This window comes from Shewanella putrefaciens, from assembly GCF_016406305.1.
In the GTDB taxonomy this organism is placed as follows: Bacteria; Pseudomonadota; Gammaproteobacteria; order Enterobacterales; family Shewanellaceae; genus Shewanella; species Shewanella putrefaciens_C.
This window is the reverse complement of sequence record NZ_CP066369.1, coordinates 1,585,131-1,602,325: the sequence shown is the minus strand read 5'-3', so window position 1 is coordinate 1,602,325 and position 17,195 is coordinate 1,585,131. Positions and strand designations below refer to the sequence as shown.

Genomic DNA, 17,195 nt, shown 5'->3' with positions numbered 1-17,195 from the left:
CAAAGGGGGGCTCGCAAGGCATATTTTGTAAGCCATATATTGTAAAACATAGTGAGCCTTCGACTTATGCGAAAAGGCTTAGGTAAAAATAGGGATAAAGCTTATCCCTATTCGTAGACACTGATGACTTAATCCGCCAGCGCCATTGGCCTTTGCTGTTCATTGCCCATGGCAATTAACTTGGGTTCGCTGCCCTGGGCGGCACTGAAATCGGCCTTTGTCTGCCAGCCAAAACCATTGATGGCGATCAGTGATTGCGCCACTGGGCCACCTAAGGTATTGCCAGGCCCGAGCACGATCACTTTATCGGGGGCAAATTCTTTTATTGCCACGGCAACTGCCTTAGAAAAATCATAGGGCTCAACTACTTGTTCGCCTAAAGTGTACTCCCTCAGTTTGGCCGTATCTGTACTGTATTGCGTCCAGATCTGACCTCGGCCGTCCACCAGCGGGACCTTAGGCGTTTGAAACAGGCTCAAGGGCAGCTGGGCAAACCCCTTGTTTGATACCCCATGCAACAGGGGCGAGTGGAATGCGCCGTGATTATATAAACGCATCGGATAGCGTTCATCGAGCGGGGGTAACTGCTCCTCGGCGAGTTTAAGCCCTGCCTCATTGCCCGCCAACACGCGATAACCGCCAAGGAAGATAGAAGTAAACAGCTCACAGCCCTCATGGCGATTAACATCCGCAATCACCTTATCGAGCAGTGCGGTTTTAGTCGCATCTCGGCGCCACTGTTCATCCATTTCAGGATAGATCAATTGGCCGCCAATTAAGCCCTCGGACATCATGGAGCCCATAGTGTTGATCACTTCAATGGCGGCCTCGGGTGTCAATGCCCCCGCTAACGCCAAGGCGATATACCAACCCATGGAATTTCCCGTCACTGCGACTATCTCAAACTGATCTGTGTCTATATCCATAAAATCCGCCATGGCACAGGCGTAGATCAGGGCCGAGGCGTTTTCCCCCGGAGTGTGCAGTTTGAATGAATACTTGGCTTCGGCATCTAAGGCGGCAATACCCACTTGGCCTAGGGCTTTGCGATATACATCAATATCGGCAATAAACTCTTGTTTATCAGTATGAAAGCGAGCCAGATAACCGAGTTCTTCCTTGTTGTAACAGCCGCGTCCCGGCGCGATAACCACGACACGTTGCTTAGGCTTAGCGCCGTCTATCGATATGGCACTCATGGTTGCACCTCCCTCTCAATTATCTCCTCCCTTTCCATTAAAGGCGTCACATTCGACGCCCTCTTTAATGTGCTTTGGCCCTGTGGCCTGACTAAGGCCAACGCGGCACTGACTATGCCCTCGACACTCGGCAGCGGCAAGGTCGCGGCATCCGCGAGCGGAATAAAACAATCTTCGGCGTTTAAGCGCAGGATCGGCGGACAATGGGCACCTAAGTGCTCGTGTAAGCTAGTGTAGATGGCCTCACTCACAGATCCGCTGCGACGGCATTCGTCGACAATTAAGATATGTTCACATTGGCCCGCCGCATTGGCGATGGCCTGTTCATTGAGTGGCACCAAATAACGTAAATCGAGGACAGTGCAATCGATACCCTGCTCGCTTAAGCGCTGTTCAGCCTGCCTGCTGAGGTAATAACCATTGCCATAGCTGATGATACACAGGCGCTTACCTTTGCCATATTGGCCAATCTCACCAAAGGGCAATCTTGGGGCCTGATGCTGGTGTTGGTATTCGGCGCTCCACAAATTATCGCCCGCTTGGTGTAAGTCTCGCGTCATATAGAGTGCGATTGGTTCTAAGAAAATCACCACCCGCTGCTCCTCTTGGGCTAAGCGCACGCATTCCCTGAGCATGCCCATGGCATCTTGGCCATTGGACGGACAGGCCAAAATCAACCCAGGAATATCCCTAAACACAGTAAAAGAGTTGTCATTGTGGAAATGCCCACCAAACCCTTTCTGATACCCTAGGCCCGCAATACGGATCACCATAGGATTGGTAAATTGGCCATTAGAGAAGAAGGAGAGCGTCGCCGCCTCGCCACGAATTTGATCTTCGGCATTATGGACATAGGCCAAAAACTGGACCTCGGGGATAGGCAAAATGCCATTGTGCGCCATGCCGATGGCGAGCCCGAGGATCGAGGTTTCATCCAGCAGAGTGTTAATCACCCTATTGGGCCCAAACCGTTCCACTAAGCGCGATGTCACATGGTACACCCCACCTTTCTTGCCCACATCCTCACCACAGATAACGATATTAGACTGGCTCGCCATCAACTCGGTTAAGGTTAAATTGATAAGTTTGCCCATATGCACTGGTTTACCTAGGGATAACTTATCGGCGATAAACAATGATTCCAGCGCCTGGGGGGAAAGCGCTGTCCCCAAGCTCTCGGTTTTCAAGCTATCAGGCCCCAAGAGCGCCGACTCGCGTTTAGGTGGCACTATGGATGCCATGGCCGCGGTGACTGTCGTCAACTTAGGCCGAGTCACAGCGACGGCGGCAATGGCGGCAATCCTCGCCTTTAATTCGGCGTATAGCGCGACAATTTGTGTCGGCGTCATCAATCCCGCGCGAATAATTTGCTCGGCACTGACCAACAAAGGATCTTGGGCCTCATTATCGAGTATTTGCTGTTTCTTCATATAGGCGATTTCGGCATCACTGCCGGCGTGGCCCATTAAACGCACGGTGCGAACATGCAAAAATACTGGCTTACGTTTGCTGCGCGCATAGTCGGCGGCCTGCCGACTGACACGGTAACAATCCAGCAGATCGCGGCCATCACAGTAAAAATATTCAATGCCTGGGCGTTGGCTAAAGTTCGCCGCTATCCAGCCCTTAGGTGTGGGAGTTGAGATCCCGATGCCATTGTCTTCACAGACAAACATAAGCGGCAGAGGCACCTGTTGATAGGCAGCCCAACCCGCCGCATTAATGGCCGTCTGCGCGCTAGCATGATTAGCCGACGCATCGCCAAAGTTACACATGACTATGGCATCCTTGGGCAAATTAGCCGGCAAATTAAGCCGCTCGGTCAACGGAATACTCAATGCCGCCCCAACGGCCTTAGGAAGATGGGAAGCTATAGTCGAGGTTTGCGGCGGGATCATTAAGCTCTTACTGCCCAGCACTTTATGGCGGCCACCCGAAATCGGATCCTCACTGGAGGCGGCGAAGGATAACAACATATCCCAGAGCTGCGTCTCCCCCGGCACATGGCGGCCCCGCTCCAGCATAAATGCCGCACTGCGGTAGTGCAGAAACGCCATATCCGTGGGACGCAGCGCCATCCCATAGGCGGCATTGCCCTCGTGGCCCGAGCTACCTATGGTATAAAAACCTTGGTTGCGGGCACGCATACGACGTGACTCTAGATCCAATAACCGACTCTTAAGCTGAGATTCAAACATGCCCAAAAAGTCGGCGTCACTCAGGCCCAATTGCCTATGATCCCAACCCTGGCTCAGGGGTTGAAACTCTTCCTTTAGCACTCGTTCGACAAATTGTCTGTCGAGGGCAATTGCTCTGTCTTCCATTATTCACCACCAAATTGACCGTTTTAAGGGGCTGACACAGACTGATACCAACAGGAGGCTAACGCCTTAGCGGCTAGCCAAACGCTTGGATGCCCGTCTGGGCACGGCCTAAAATCAGTGCGTGAATATCATGGGTGCCTTCGTAGGTGTTGACCGCCTCAAGATTCATCACATGGCGGATCACATGGAATTCATCGCTAATACCATTGCCGCCGTGCATATCACGGGCAAGGCGGGCGATATCTAATGCCTTACCGCAGGAATTGCGTTTAATAAGCGAAATCGCCTCCACGGGTAAGCAGTCTGCATCCATCAAACGCCCCGCCTGCAGACAGGTAAATAGCCCTAGGGTGATCTCGGTTTGCATATCGGCCAATTTCTTTTGGATCAACTGATTAGCGGCAAGTGGACGATTAAATTGGATGCGATCTAGGCTATATTGACGTGCCCTATGCCAGCAAAACTCCGCCGCACCTAACGCCCCCCATGCGATACCATAACGGGCCTTATTTAAGCAACCGAAGGGGCCTTTCAAGCCCTCAACATTGGGCAATAGGGCCTCTTCACCCACTTCGACGTTATCCATCACGATTTCCCCCGTGATAGAAGCACGCAGGGAAAACTTACCCTCAATCTTAGGGGCGCTTAGGCCTTTCATGCCCTTTTCAAGCACGAACCCACGGATGACGCCATCGAGTTTTGCCCACACCACAAACACATCGGCGATAGGCGAGTTAGTGATCCACATTTTGGCCCCCGAGATCCGGTAGCCGCCATCGATGCGCTCCGCACGGGTTCTCATGCCACCGGGATCTGAGCCGACATCGGGCTCAGTTAAACCAAAACAGCCGACCCATTCACCCTTGGCCAATTTAGGCAAATATTTACGTCGCTGCGCCTCGCTGCCATAGGCATAAATGGGGTGCATAACGAGGGAGGATTGCACACTCATGGCGCTGCGATATCCGCTATCGACCCGCTCAATTTCCCGCGCGACTAAGCCGTAACTCACATAGTTGCTATTGGCGCAACCATACTCCTCGGGCAGAGTAGCCCCGAGCAGGCCTAACTCCCCGAGTTCATTCATGATCTCGCGGTCAAAATGCTCATTACGGTTGGCCATTAACACCCGGCTCATCAACTTTTCCTGGGCATATTCATGCACCATGTCACGGATCATCCGCTCTTCTTCGCTCAATAGGGAGTTAAACTGCAATGGGTCTTGCCAGTCAAAGTTAACACGGGCCATAGGTCGATTCCTTTCCAGAAAATGATGGTAATAAGGTACGCGCATGGGCGGTACCGCTTGCTAATTTGCCTAGCATAGGCATAATTTTGCCCTAGGAAAAATATTCTTTTTCTCTATCATCCATAGTTATTTCCTATATCTTACGCAAAGGTAAAGATGAATTTACGTGCCCTAAGCTATTTCGTGGTGGTGTTTGAGAAAGGCAGTATTAGCGCCGCGGCAAAACACTGTTATATCGCCCAGCCGTCGATTTCGGCGGCCATTTCAAGCCTAGAATCTGAGCTCAATACCCAATTATTCCAGCGCCATGGCAAGGGCGTGAACCCCACCGATGCGGGCCATAGGCTATATCCATTGGCAAAACGGCTATTAAATGAATCCAAGGCCATTAGCTCCCTGTTCAGTAAGCCTGAAATCCAAGTCCCCTTTAAATTAGGCTTGATCCGCTCCCTCGGGGTTCAGCGTATGAGCATGTTATTAAAAGATTTTACTAATGCCTGTCCTGATATGGATCTCACCTTAGTGGAGCCCACAGAGGATGCCGATGCGCGCATCATCACCACCAGCGACTTAACCACCCAGGAAAGTTTTTTACCGCTGTGGCATGACACTTATCTGCTCGCCATTCCACCGTCCTTTAGCCTGAGCCTGCAAGATACGATTCGCTTGGAGGATCTGCATCAGCAGCCCTTTATTCACCGCGCGCCCTGTGAGGCCCTGACGAGTTTGCAACAATTGTTAGATATGGAAGGGATTAAGCTGCAGATCAGGGCGAGGATCCAAACCGTGGAATATGCCGTGGGTTTAGTGGCAGCCGGTTTAGGTATCGCGCTGATCCCCGCGATACCGGCATTGCTCGAACAGGCCGATATCGTATTTCGCCCCTTGCACGATATCGAACTTAAACGCACAGTCGGATTAGCCATGCCCCTAGGCCACTCCCCCACAGCTCAGCAAAAACAACTGATGGAACTTTGTAAACTCAATCTAAGCGCTTAGAGAAGCGCAAACTGGCGATCAGCAAACCTATGCAGGTAAAGGCTATCAACCACAGGGCGTCAAATTGCAGATCCATCACCTCGGCGTCCCGCAGCACTATGGCCCGTGACATCCGCATAAAATGGGTGGCGGGTAGCACTTCGGCAATCCACTGCGCCGCGATAGGCATGGCCTCATAGGGGAACATAAAGCCAGAGAGCAGAATCGAGGGCAGCAGTACAAATACCGTCATTTGCATCGATTGTAGCTGGGTTTTGGCTATGGTTGAAATCACTAAGCCTAAGGTTAAACTGGCGCAAATAAACAGCATGGCCGCCAAGGCGATGGAATCTAAGCCACCGCGGATAGGCACAGCAAATAACAGGTGCCCAGCGGTTAAGATAATGCTCACCTGCACTAACCCCACCAACACATAGGGCACGATTTTCCCGAGCATCAACTCCAATGGCCGCACTGGCGTGGTGATCAAAAACTCCATATTGCCCTGCTCACGCTCGCGCACTATGGCGGCGGAGGTAAACATCACCATGGTCATAGTCAAAATCACCCCGAGCAGGCCGGGCACTATATTGACCACAGAGCGCTGCTCTGGGTTGAAATATTGCACCACTTCAAAACTCGGCTGGCTGGTTTTTAGCGCTCTGCCCGCGATTTCATCCAGCGGCATTTGCCTTAGACTGCGAATGGTTGAGGCAACAACCGTATCCGAGCCATCCACCAACCATTGGCCTACCGGTTGTGATAAATAAGCATTCCCCGCAAAGGCGGGATGACGCACTAAGCGCTCATCGAGATCGGCACCAAGGTACAGCACGGCCTTCACTTCACCGCGGGTAATGGCCGCCTCGGCCTCCTGAGCACTGAAATAAGTGCGTTTAAAATCGACCACTTGGGTCGCTTCTACCGCTTTAATTAAGGCTCGGCTGTAGGCGGAATCACTTAAATTGACCAGCCCAGCGGGCAAATGGCGCGCATCGGTATTAATCGCGTAACCAAACAGCATCAGTTGCACCAGCGGGATCATCACTATCATGCCAAAGGTCATGCGATCCCGAGACAGTTGCCTAAGCTCTTTGATCACTATCGCAAAAATTCTACGCCACATGGCTAGCCTCCCCCTGAACATTCACGGGAGCCCGCCCACCAGTGCAAGTGACAAACACATCCTCAAGACTGGCGCGCACTTCTTCCATGGTTCGGCTCGCGACCCTAGGTTTAAGCCAAGCAAGTGGCTCACTGATATTGCTACGCACTAACACCCGCAAACGACTGCCGATCTGCGCCGCCGACAAGACCTCGGGCTCACTGATCAGCGATTGTTTTAATGTGCGTAAATCATCACCACTGACTTCAACCACCCTAGCGCCCATCGCCGCCATCAGCTGCTGGGGTGAACCATCGGCGCGTTTGATCCCCCGCTCTAGAATGGCTAAACCGTGACAACGCTCGGCCTCATCCATATAGTGGGTCGAGACCAAAATCGTGGTGCCTTGGGCGCAAAGATCGAATAAGCGCTCCCAAAACTCACGGCGATTTTCAGGGTCGACCGCCGAGGTGGGCTCATCGAGAAACAGTAACTCTGGATGATGTAAGGTCGCCGCCGCGAGGGCTAAACGTTGCCTCTGGCCGCCACTCATCGAGCCCGCCATTTGCTTCTCGCGGCCATTTAGCTCATACAGTGCTAAGAGTTCCACTAAGCGTTGTGCGGACTGGCGACGGCTTAGCCCATAAATTTGTGCAACAAATTCAAGGTTTTCTCGCACCGAAAGATTGTCATACAGGGAGAATTTTTGCGTCATATAGCCGATGCGACGGCGCAATTTTTCCTCGGCGCCGGGCAAGGTTTCCCCCAGAACGCGAATATGCCCCGAGGTGGGGCTAAGTAGCCCAGTCAACATCCGAATCGAAGTGGATTTTCCGCAGCCATTGGGGCCAAGAAAACCGTAAATTGTGCCCTTGGGTATGGCTAGATCGAGATTTTCCACCGCATTAACGCCGCCAAAGGCACGGGTCATGCCCTGGGTCTCGATGGCAAAATCGGCGTTTTTCATGGCAGTTCCACCTCGACTGCCATGCCCGTTGGCAAGTCCTGATCCGCAGCGGAAATCGTGATATCGGTCAGATACATCAGCCTTGCCCTATCGCGCTCATTTAGGGCATAAAACGGTGTGTAGGCGGGTTGGCTGCGGATATTACGCACTGTGCCAACAATCGGCGTCTCGCGGCCATCAACTAAAATGTTGACACTATCCCCCGCCTTCACTCTGTCTAACCAAGTCGCCGGCAGATACACCCGCGCATAGGGATTAGCGCTCGCCAGTAAACCAATCAACTGAGTGCCTGCGGCAACGCGATCGCCCACCCGCCAGGGCAGAGTATCGACAATCCCATCTCGCGCCGCCACTAAGCTTAAGTCTGCTAAGGCTTTTTGCTCGATGGCGACACTGGCGCTGGCCGCGGCAACCGCCGCCTTGGCCTGCTCTAGCTGCTCACTGCGGGTGCCATTTTCTAGCAGCCGTAGGCTCTGCTGCGCCTCGGCTTGTTTAGCTAAACTCGTATCCCGCGCCGCACGGGCCGCGTCTAAATCCGCTTGGCTAAGCACTTTTGTGGCAAATAATCGATTTGTGCGCTCAAAACTCAGCAAGGCTTCTTTCACACTGGCATTGGCGCCGTCTAGGGCAGCTTTGGCTTTCTCAATATCCTCTAAACGTGCACCTGTCACCGCCTCAGCAAGTTTCGCCTTGGCCTGTTCCAGTTCAGCTTGGCGCTGGACAAGGCGCGCATTGGCCGAAGTCGTATCGAGTATAAGTAATACCTCGCCCGCCTTAACCTGTTGACCTTCAACCACATTCACTTGAGTAATCAACTCTCCTACTGGCGCGGTCAGTGTTAATCTGTCACGCTCGATGGTGCCAAATACCCTCAGCGAGTCATCGCTGCATCCTATTAGTTGCAGCAGTAAACAGCCGAAAAGTGACCCTATGATTTTTTTATTTAAATTCATTTTTCTTTCGCAATTCATAGGGTACTCCTAGGTTCAGCTAACACGCCCTGGGAAAACACGTGCATATTGTGCCGTGCTAGTCGCTGTAAACCCTCGGCATCGGCACTAAAAATGCCAAACTGACGCATCAATACTGACGGTGCGATCAGCGGAAAGACCATCAAACTCACAAAACTTAGGCGTGCTAAATTAGGATCTATGCCTTCTTTTAATAACCCTGCATCGACTAAGGTGGTTTCAAGCCATTGTCGAGACAAAGATAACACTTGTTCAAATACGGACAACAAAATGCGGTAGGGTTCTGAGCCATCCCCCTCCTGCAGTACCCGCATAATTAACCGTGGCAATCCGGGGTTAGGCGCCATAACGCGATAATATGTCTGCATTAGTTCAGCCACATTATTCGGGGCTCCGGCTGCGGAGATTTCACGTAGACGCGCTAATACTGGCTCAAGGGTTTCCCGCACCATATGTTCGAACAGACCCGCTTTTGAACCGAAATAGTAGCGAATAAGTGCGGCATCAACCTCGGCTTCGCGGGCGATTTCACGGGTAGATACGGTTGGATAACTACGATGACCAAAGAGGTTTAAGGCGGCGGAAATTAAGCGTTGGCGTGCGTCTGAGTTGCCCTTAGGACGACCTTGGATCTGCGGCTGTGATGCAGACAAACCAGTAAATGGGACCATCCCTTTCGGGCGAGCGGGGATAAGCGACATGGCAAGCTCCAGCAAAATTCATCTATTGATGAATATACTGAAAAGCCGCATAAAAAGGCAGCAGTTAAATTCCTCATTTTCATCAAATTTGAGGAATTTAATCCGGGCTCACAACGGAGAAAAACTCCCCGCTGCATTGCCACCCAGACTCGAAACGGCTCAATTTGTGTCCTTTTACTTATGCCCTTTTACTTATGCCCTTTTACTTATGCCCTTTTGCTTATGATCCTTTTACGATAGCACTCAAACGGCTGATAAATTGCTGCACGGCTTCGACGGTATCAAAACTAAAAGCGAGGCCGTAGTGGGTTTCGGTCAGGCTCTTATGCAAACGCTTAGGGAAGCGCGTCATCTCCCCATTATGAAAGTAATCGTATTTAGCATGCACACCTGCAATCGTGGCCAATTCGCCGGAAAAAACCTCAAAGGCGGGGCGAATAATGAGATTGGGGGATTTACCGTCGAGGTGTAAATAAAAGGCCTCTTTGGTCTCTGGTAGCATGTATTCGGTAATGTTTTTTATGGTGAAGTTAGTGCGACATTGCAGCCCACTTAAGCAGCTCACCATCTCATTGTGTTCTATTGCCAAATGTATTCTCCCTTTTTGCCCGTAGAGTTCCGCCCATTACCCTAACATCTCTTCGCCGCTCGCACGATGGCGCAGGATTGTAAGATATAGGCGGTATTAGTGTTAATCAGATTTAAGCTCAGACTAATAGGTTTAGCCCTTAAATGCACTAAAGGGATGCTTATATCGAGGAACAATACTTAAGCTTAAAACGTCCATCACAAAAGTCTTTAATATACAGAATGATAAACTAATTAACTTCAATGTAAGACGAGTGTCACAGAAAATTCTTTTGCTTACACTGGCCAAAATTTCAAACGCAACAAAACGGCATACCGTTTATTAGCCATTGCTTATCATCGGTTTACCACTCCCCCTATTAACATTAAAACGAAGCCAACCAAATGCTGCCATGCCATTAAAATCTATGGCAATTTTTTTACTTGCCAGCAGAAAATGTTGCGTTTAGGTTAATTAACTTGAATTGAGTCCTGTTGATGATTGCCGATTGCATCAGCCCCATGTAATGCCGACGCAAACTAGCGCATTTAATCTATCCCGTCGTATTCAGGCCTTGAATCATGTTTTACCCAAAATGAGTAACCTGCGCTTAAGCGCATATAAACAGAGCCATGCCAGCCGATTGCTAATTTAGGGCAAATCCTGAGCGTCACCCATTTGCCTTTAACTGCCTTAGCGGACTGCGCGGCCACTCTCAACAAGACCAACAACACGAGATATACCCATGAAGATCAACAAAGCCCTTATGCTCTTGGGTCTGTTAGCTGTCAGCCCAGCGACATTAGCCGCAACTGGTATTGCCTTTATCCACGGCACGGGTCATCAGACCAATGCCCTCGCCGATTACTGGACGTCCGAATTTGTGAACTCGGTGCGCCAGGGCATCCCAGTACCCAACAATTACACAGTGATCAACTGTGACTTTGACCAATATATGTGGGAAGAAAGCGCCGCAGGTTGCCTCGCTACCCAGCTCAACGGTTTTATCCAAGCCAAGAATATCGACGACTTGATCTTGCTCACCCACTCCAATGGCGGCAATGTCGTGCGCTGGATTTTATCTAACCCCACCTGGGATAGCCGTTATCCCGCGGTGATCAACGCCACCTCAAGGGTTATCGCCCTCGCGCCATCGAGTGGCGGCACACCACTGGCCGATGCCGTTAACCAAGGTAATGTGTTCGAAACCAGCTTAGGTTGGCTCCTAGGTTATGGCAGCAATGCGGTCAAACAACAGCAAGTAGGTTGGATGACCAACTACAACAGCACTTGGCTCTATGGCACGTCGGGGCGCCCAGCCTTAGGCAAACCCTTCGAGGTGGTTGTGGGCTCGGATGTGGATTCCGCCATTTGGGACAGCGACAGCTACTGCGCGGGTTATCAGTATCAAGTGGCCCTGGAAACCACCCAAAACTGGCTCGATAGCTGCTCCGACGGCTTCTTAAATTGCAGCTCGCAGAAGGCGGCAGGCACCGTCTGGTTTACCGATAAACAAAAGACCCGTGGCCAAGAACCGCTAAGCCATCAGCAGAGTCGCCGTGCCTGCTTTAACTTAGACACGCTGATCCGTAGCCATATTTAAGGAGTCCTCCCATGCCTACATTTAACATGCACACACTCGGCAAACTTGCCAGTGTTTTAGCCCTAAGCGGATTGCTTAGCGCCTGTCAGGATGATGCGCCAACACCTGAGCCGCAAAAAGAAGCCAGCCCTATGTATGCCAAGGGGTTAACCTTAACCGCGCCAAGCGATACCGATCTTGTCGATAGCAATATTGCCAGCCCAACACTTGCGCCCATCAATACCAATACGGATTACGTCAGTTTTATCACCCCGCTCTACGGCGAATATCAAGCGAGCCTTCCCATACTGGAACAAGCTAGCCAAAGTGATGAATATTGGCTCAATGTCACCGGCGCTGAGCTTAATACGGGCGTAACGCTCACCATGAGCCAAGCGGCCAGCTTAGTGCGAATCGCACCTCGAGGCGATATCAGCTCCGGCGCCTTAATGCACGCAGAGACGATAGCCCCCGAGCGCGTACAAATTCAGCGAGTAAGCCAAGCACCACAGGGCAAAGCCGCGGCCAGCAGTGCAATAGCAACTGAGTCCTTGGTCAAATCTATGGTCAGCGCCGAAGTCCTAGCGAGCGCAGGATTAACCGATGATTCCAGCGCCCTGCAAATGTCGGAAAAGGCCACACCGGGAGAATATCGCCTGCAGGTCAGTCAGCCACTAACGCCGAGCGCCAGTTACTTAATCAATGTGAAGGAAAAAGGTTCGCCCTACCAACTGAGTCTGAAAGCCCCGACAGTGGTCGCGGCAGATGCACAAACCCTCGGACTTAAACTCGCATTAAGTCAAAGTGATAACACTTTCGAGCCCCAGGCAAAACTTAAGCAAGCCGATGGCGAAATTCAAAATGTTACCATGGTAAAACAAGGTGATACCTGGCAAGCCCAAATCCCCCAGGGCATGCAATTAGCCAATAGCAATGCGGGTTTCAGTGAAATTGAAGTCACAGTACAAACGAGGGTCGATGGTCGCCCAGTACTGCGCACTGTGAAATCCGTCTTTAAGTCCTATGTGAATTCGGCCAGTATCAAGCCAGAAGTGCTGACCGTGTGGGATAAGGGATTGCCAAACCAAGTGAATTTTGAACTGGATGTCGCCGAGGCTGGACGTTTTGGCTTAAGTGGCGTGCTCACAGGCACCAATGCCGAAGGGCAAAAGGTGGCGATTATGCGCACCCAAGCGGCCAATTGGTTAACGCCTGAATCCTCTAAGCTCAAGCTGATATTTGACCCTAAGCTAATCCAAGCCTCGGGTTTACAGTCGCCCTTCGAACTCAATGGGTTAGAGCTGCAGGATCAAGGGCAAATGGCACGGTTAAGTTTTCAGGCCAATGCGCTCGTGCTCTCCCGTTAAGCTGAATATTGCATTCGGCTAATCAGATTTTCGCCATCCCATACAGCGTGCACGATTAAGGGCACGCTTCTTAAAATCCCCCTTAGTCCGCCAGGCTCTCGTCCCCTGCTCTTCTATCTGCACAAATTGCACAAACTGCATAAATTGCATAAATTGCACAAAACGCGCCTCTATTGGCGCAAAAAAATGCTGCCAAACGGCCCATTAGCGCCAGAGTTTCTCGCTTAAATTTACATTGATCATCAATAACTATTCCTTTTAAATAACAAGTTCAATCGGCATAATGCCTATGTTTTAACATCATACAAATTAATGACAACACAGCTTATTTCAGCATAAAAGTTAAACAATTTGAGAAGACTCGCAGCGACTCACGGTGCAATTCCTGCCGCACACTGATTAATATTCGATAAATGGAAACCCTATGAGTGACAGCACATTTTTCTTTGGTGAATGGCAAGTTAATCCCAGCGCCAACAGCCTACGCCTTGGTCATCAGGTCAAACAGCTTGAACCTAAGGCAATGGATGTGTTGTTGTTTCTCTGCCAAAGGGCGGGCGAAGTGGTCAGCGGCGATGAAATCGTTAGCCATTGCTGGCCGGGGGTGGATACGGGCGATAACCCGCTGCACAAGATTATCAACCAGTTACGTCGCGCCTTAGGCGATAGCGCCACCGAATCTAGCTACATTGAAACCATTCGCAAACGCGGCTATCGCACCTTAGCCGAAGTGCGCTTTCCCGTTGGCCACGAGGCCAGCGCCGCGCCGCAAACCTGGCAAGGTGGCTCGCCCTTTCCGGGCCTGCAAGCCTATAGCGCTAACTATGCCGAGGTATTCTTCGGCCGCAGCGAGCAAATTAGTACCCTGCTCAATCGCATTAGCCAGCAAATCCAATTTGGCCGCGCCTTCTGCTTAATTTTAGGCCCAAGTGGCAGCGGTAAATCCTCCTTAATTAATGCAGGCGTATTGCCTAACTTAATGGCCGCCAATGGCTTTAATGGCGTTGGCGTGGTGGCCTATAGCAGCCTCGATTTTGCCGATGTCGCCAAGGGGCAACTGCTCACCGATCTTGCCAGTGCCATGCTCGATTGGGAGGTAAACGATACCCCAGTGTTTGAGGGGATGAGCGCCGACTCGCTCGCCGCCAAGCTTGAGCAAGATCCGCAGGGCATTGTCGAAATATGTAAACAGAGCCTTAAAAATCAGACTTATGCTACGCCACGCTTTGCCTTGTTTATCGACAGATTAGAAGTATTGCTATCATCGCCGCTGTTTAGCGATACCGAGCGCAGCGCCTTTATCACGCTGTTAGAGCACCTTGCCACTTCCCATGCGGTATTGATTTTAAGTGCCTGTCGCAACGACTTTTATCCGCTGCTGGTCAATTATCCCAGCCTGATGGCGGGTAAGGCCCGCGGTGCCCATTTCGACTTAGCGCCGCCCAGCCGCACCGAACTGTTGCAGATGATCCGCCTGCCGGCGATTGCCGCCAATTTAACCTGGGACATTGACAGCGACACCGCCATGCCGCTCGATGAAATGCTCTGTAGCGATGCCGCCAGCAACCCAGACGCCCTGCCCATGTTGCAATACACTTTACAGGCGCTGTATTTACAACGCAGTGACGATGACAAGCTATTAGTCTCTGTGTATCGCACCTTGGGCGGCATCGAAGGCGCTATCGGCAAAAATGCCGAGCAGGCCATCTCCCATTTAAGCGAGGCCGAAAAAGCCAGTCTGCCGCGGATTTTATCCCTGTTAGTCACCCTGCGTGAGGATGAAAAGTCCATCACTAGCCGCACTGCCCGCTGGTCGCAACTGCAAAGCACGGCCGAAACCGCCCTAGTGCAAGCCATGGTCGATAGCCGATTATTTGTGTCCCACCTGCAAAATGGTGAGCCCTGTTTTAGCATCGCCCACGAAGCCCTGCTGCGTCGCTGGCCAAGGGCAACGGCATGGATCAGCGAACATAATGACAGCCTAAGCATTAAGAGCCGCCTCCAGCATTTATCTAAGCGCTGGCTGAGCGAAGCCAAACACAGCGCCTATCTGCTCGCCGAGGGTAAACCCTTAAAAGAAGCACAGAGCCTCAGTCAAAACCCGTTATTTATATTAGATGAACGGGAAACCGACTTTATTGCCGCCTCCAGCAAACGCGCCACTATGCTGCGCAGGACGAGGCGCGTCACCGTCGCCCTGCTGTGTGTACTCACCTTAACCTCAGTGATTATGAGCGTGCGCAGTATCGAAGCCGAAAAGCTTGCCCAGCAAAAACGCCTCGCAGCCGAAGATCTACTTGGGTTTATGGTGGGCGACTTCGCCGATAAAATGCGTGGCATCGGCCGAATGGACTTACTCGACGGGATCAGCAATAAGGCATTGGAATATTTCACGGATTTCTCCAGCCAAGACGATGAAAAATACTTAAGCTTCGACGCCCGCTTCCAACATGGGCAGACCCTAGAGGCCATGGGCGAAGTCGCCTATTCACGCAATAAAATCGATGAAGCCCGCAGCGCCCTGCTCGCCGCGCAGGAAAAAATGCTGCCGCTGCTCGAATTGCAGCCAGAAAACTTAGCCCTGTTAAAAACCTTAGGCGCCAATGCCTTTTGGTTGGGTCAAATAGAGTACGATGATAGAAAGTGGGAATCGGTCACCCCCTTCTTTGAACTGTATTTACAATACAGTTCAAAGATGTATTCCTTAGCACCTGATGATAAGGATGCATTGATGGAACTATCATATGCTTACAATTCATTAGGCTCACTTTTTATGAGGCAACAAAACTTTTCTCAAGCAAAGCCTAAATTTGAAGAGTCCTTGAGGCTAAAACTCGTAGCAAGCCAACAAGATCAAAACAATGCCCAACTTCATGCAGATATAGCAGACACTCGTTCTTGGCTAGCTAGTGCAACAAGTGCGACAGGTGATTTTTTCTCCGCCATTTCTATTCATGAACAACTACAAAACGAACTACTGAATACTTCACTTAATCCTTATTCATTAGAGAGACTAGCAAGTAGCTATTTTTTATTAGCCGACCTATTGAAATATCAAAATAATGATAGTCAAGCCTTAGTTAAGGCTCAGAAAGGGTTAATAGCAGTAAAGAAAGCTCTCGAACAAGATCCCAAAAATGACACATGGAAAAAGCTACAGTATGATTTAGCAATAAAAAACATAGAATTAAACAAAGATATTTCTATAGATGGTGACGAATCACAAGCCATAAAAAATGAAATAGAAAATGATTCTTTTAACTCCAAAAGGCAAAAAAAAGAATTATTAGCCAAGTACAACTTAGCTTTAGCTCATAATCTTCACTCAAAATATTTATTTTCTGAAAGCGAAATTTATGTTGACATGTCAATTGAAAACTATAAAGAATTATCTTCTGAAAACTTAAGTAATACTCCATACTTGGCTTTACTATCGGAGAGTTATTTGATGAAGGCAAAGATATTTAAAATTAAGAAAGATGAGAGAAATAGCTTTAACTCCTGTAAAAAGGCATTAGAAAATATTGACAATATATTTAAATCAAATAAAGCTCCTCAGTATGCTGAAACCTACTTAAAAACACTAGACTGCCTAGGGGAATTAGATAAGAACAATGAAATGCTTAACTTCATAAAAAGTAGTGGAATTAAGAATTACAAATTTTAACTAACACGGAGAACTAAAATGTCACAAACATCTGGAATAGCCAATCTGTATAAAGTTGTCGTAACTCTAGATAATGATGTTCCATCATTCCAGTATTTTAACTTTGACGATACACCATGTTGTGGCAACGTAGTTGTCACGCAGAATGGGACAATCACCTATCAACTCATTGACAAAACAAATCAAGGACTAAAATTTATTGGTGCTGCATTCCAAACCCCCTTCGATCATATTGTTGATGCAGTAACACTAAGCAGTGACGGTTCTTTAATTCAACTACTCGATTTAGACAAAACTCTAGGTACAACCAAATTCCAGTTTGTTTTAAGTAATACAACAAACACGCTGTTGTTACTTAGCCCGGACCCACAGGTAGTAAATCGCCCTGAAGTGTAAAAATTATTGGGACAGTTAATCCTGTCCCCTTTTTCCCTCTCCACATTCCCTTCAACCCCCTATCCAACACTCCATAAAGCAAGTTACTAGGCCTGTTCTACCAATTCCTCTTCACAAATTT

General features: G+C 50.0%; 13 protein-coding genes. 5 read left to right on the top strand and 8 right to left on the bottom strand.

The window, feature by feature from the left end; genetic code table 11:
* Positions 1-128: 128 nt before the first annotated feature.
* From JFT56_RS06840 to JFT56_RS06830, 3 genes are all read right to left on the bottom strand, one after another.
* Positions 129-1,199 (bottom strand): ACP S-malonyltransferase, encoded by a 1,071-nt coding sequence (locus JFT56_RS06840; RefSeq protein ID WP_198782927.1) that lies wholly within the window; start codon positions 1,197-1,199, stop codon positions 129-131.
* Positions 1,196-3,523 carry a dehydrogenase E1 component subunit alpha/beta gene (locus JFT56_RS06835; RefSeq protein ID WP_198782926.1) on the bottom strand — a complete coding sequence of 776 codons (2,328 nt, stop codon included), beginning with the start codon at positions 3,521-3,523 and terminating at the stop codon, positions 1,196-1,198. The genes JFT56_RS06840 and JFT56_RS06835 overlap by 4 nt, the downstream gene beginning before the upstream one ends.
* A 73-nt stretch (positions 3,524-3,596) precedes the next feature.
* Entirely contained in the window at positions 3,597-4,772 is a 1,176-nt protein-coding gene (locus JFT56_RS06830; protein ID WP_198782925.1) for an acyl-CoA dehydrogenase, read from the bottom strand.
* A gap of 156 nt (positions 4,773-4,928) precedes the next feature.
* On the opposite strand from JFT56_RS06830, the gene JFT56_RS06825 reads away from it, so the two are divergent.
* Positions 4,929-5,771, top strand: a complete 843-nt coding sequence (locus tag JFT56_RS06825) for a LysR family transcriptional regulator (RefSeq protein ID WP_198782924.1) — start codon at positions 4,929-4,931, stop codon at positions 5,769-5,771.
* Here the strand turns inward: JFT56_RS06825 and JFT56_RS06820 are convergent.
* From JFT56_RS06820 to JFT56_RS06800, 5 genes are all read right to left on the bottom strand, one after another.
* Positions 5,755-6,876 (bottom strand): ABC transporter permease, encoded by a 1,122-nt coding sequence (locus JFT56_RS06820; protein WP_198782923.1) that lies wholly within the window; start codon positions 6,874-6,876, stop codon positions 5,755-5,757. The genes JFT56_RS06825 and JFT56_RS06820 overlap by 17 nt on opposite strands.
* Positions 6,866-7,822, bottom strand: a complete 957-nt coding sequence (locus tag JFT56_RS06815; protein WP_198782922.1) for an ABC transporter ATP-binding protein — start codon at positions 7,820-7,822, stop codon at positions 6,866-6,868. The genes JFT56_RS06820 and JFT56_RS06815 overlap by 11 nt, the downstream gene beginning before the upstream one ends.
* Positions 7,819-8,793 (bottom strand): HlyD family secretion protein, encoded by a 975-nt coding sequence (locus tag JFT56_RS06810; RefSeq protein ID WP_420136016.1) that lies wholly within the window; start codon positions 8,791-8,793, stop codon positions 7,819-7,821. The genes JFT56_RS06815 and JFT56_RS06810 overlap by 4 nt, the downstream gene beginning before the upstream one ends.
* Complete coding sequence (locus tag JFT56_RS06805; RefSeq protein WP_198782921.1) at positions 8,790-9,494, bottom strand: TetR/AcrR family transcriptional regulator; 705 nt, start codon at positions 9,492-9,494, stop codon at positions 8,790-8,792. Before JFT56_RS06805 ends, JFT56_RS06810 begins: the two co-directional genes overlap by 4 nt.
* Before the next feature lie 220 nt (positions 9,495-9,714).
* Positions 9,715-10,062 carry a hypothetical protein gene (locus JFT56_RS06800; RefSeq protein ID WP_198783514.1) on the bottom strand — a complete coding sequence of 116 codons (348 nt, stop codon included), beginning with the start codon at positions 10,060-10,062 and terminating at the stop codon, positions 9,715-9,717.
* 745 nt (positions 10,063-10,807) lie between these two features.
* On the opposite strand from JFT56_RS06800, the gene JFT56_RS06795 reads away from it, so the two are divergent.
* From JFT56_RS06795 to JFT56_RS06780, 4 genes are all read left to right on the top strand, one after another.
* Positions 10,808-11,665, top strand: coding sequence for a hypothetical protein (locus JFT56_RS06795; RefSeq protein WP_198782920.1), 858 nt, complete (start codon positions 10,808-10,810; stop codon positions 11,663-11,665).
* Positions 11,666-11,691: 26 nt separating this feature from the next.
* Positions 11,692-13,011: a DUF4785 domain-containing protein gene (locus JFT56_RS06790; RefSeq protein WP_198783513.1), complete on the top strand. Its 1,320-nt coding sequence runs from the start codon at positions 11,692-11,694 to the stop codon at positions 13,009-13,011.
* A 424-nt stretch (positions 13,012-13,435) separates the two neighbouring features.
* On the top strand, positions 13,436-16,678 hold the full coding sequence (locus JFT56_RS06785; RefSeq protein WP_198782919.1) for a winged helix-turn-helix domain-containing protein: 3,243 nt from the start codon (positions 13,436-13,438) through the stop codon (positions 16,676-16,678).
* Positions 16,679-16,696: 18 nt separating this feature from the next.
* Positions 16,697-17,074 carry a DP-EP family protein gene (locus JFT56_RS06780; RefSeq protein WP_198782918.1) on the top strand — a complete coding sequence of 126 codons (378 nt, stop codon included), beginning with the start codon at positions 16,697-16,699 and terminating at the stop codon, positions 17,072-17,074.
* Positions 17,075-17,195: the final 121 nt, after the last annotated feature.